The organism is Verminephrobacter aporrectodeae subsp. tuberculatae At4, assembly GCF_000193225.1.
GTDB lineage: Bacteria > Pseudomonadota > Gammaproteobacteria > Burkholderiales > Burkholderiaceae_C > Acidovorax > Acidovorax aporrectodeae.
In genome coordinates this window covers 1-596 of the sequence record NZ_AFAL01001034.1, presented here as the reverse complement: position 1 = coordinate 596, position 596 = coordinate 1, and the positions used below count along the sequence as shown (strand labels likewise).

The 596-nt window shown below is 76.8% G+C and carries 1 protein-coding gene; it reads left to right on the top strand.

Annotated features, from left to right (window positions below; translation table 11 throughout):
- Nucleotides 1-22 precede the first annotated feature (22 nt).
- Nucleotides 23-596, top strand: a 574-nt coding sequence (locus VTU_RS0124765) for a histidine phosphatase family protein (RefSeq protein ID WP_040894310.1), incomplete at its 3' end; no start/stop codon positions are given.

The following is a 596-nucleotide window of genomic DNA, read 5'->3' as shown; positions in this document are numbered from 1 at the left end:
CAGCGCTCGCCCTGCGCTGGGTGTGAGCGCCCCCGCACCCCCCGCGGCCCGCCTCTGGCTGGTGCGCCATGCGGCCGCCCTGGTGGGCCCCGGCATCTGCTACGGCGCGCTCGACCTGCCCGCCGACGCCACGGCGACCCGCAGCGCCGCAGCGCGCCTGGCGGCCGCCCTGCCGTCGAAACCCCGGGTGTTCCACTCGCCGCTGCAACGCTGCGCGCAGCTGGCGCTGGAACTGCAAGCGCGCAGGCCCGATGCGCGCTCCCGACCCGACGCCCGCCTGCGCGAAATGGACTTCGGCGCCTGGGAAGGGCGGGCCTGGAGAGCCATCGGCAAAGGCCCCATCGACGCCTGGACGGCGGCATTCGCCACCCATGCGCCCGGCGGCGGCGAGAACCTGGGTGCGCTGCTTGCCCGCGTATCGGCGGCGCTGCAAGCGACCCGGCAACTGCACGCCGAACAGGGCGTGGCGGACGTGGTGTGGATCACCCACGCCGGGGTGGCGCGCTGCGTGGCCTGGTTGCAGTCGCACGGCGATGGGCCGCTGCCCCGCTGCGGCGAGTGGCCGGTGGCGGCGCCGGGCTGCGGCGGCTGGGAGC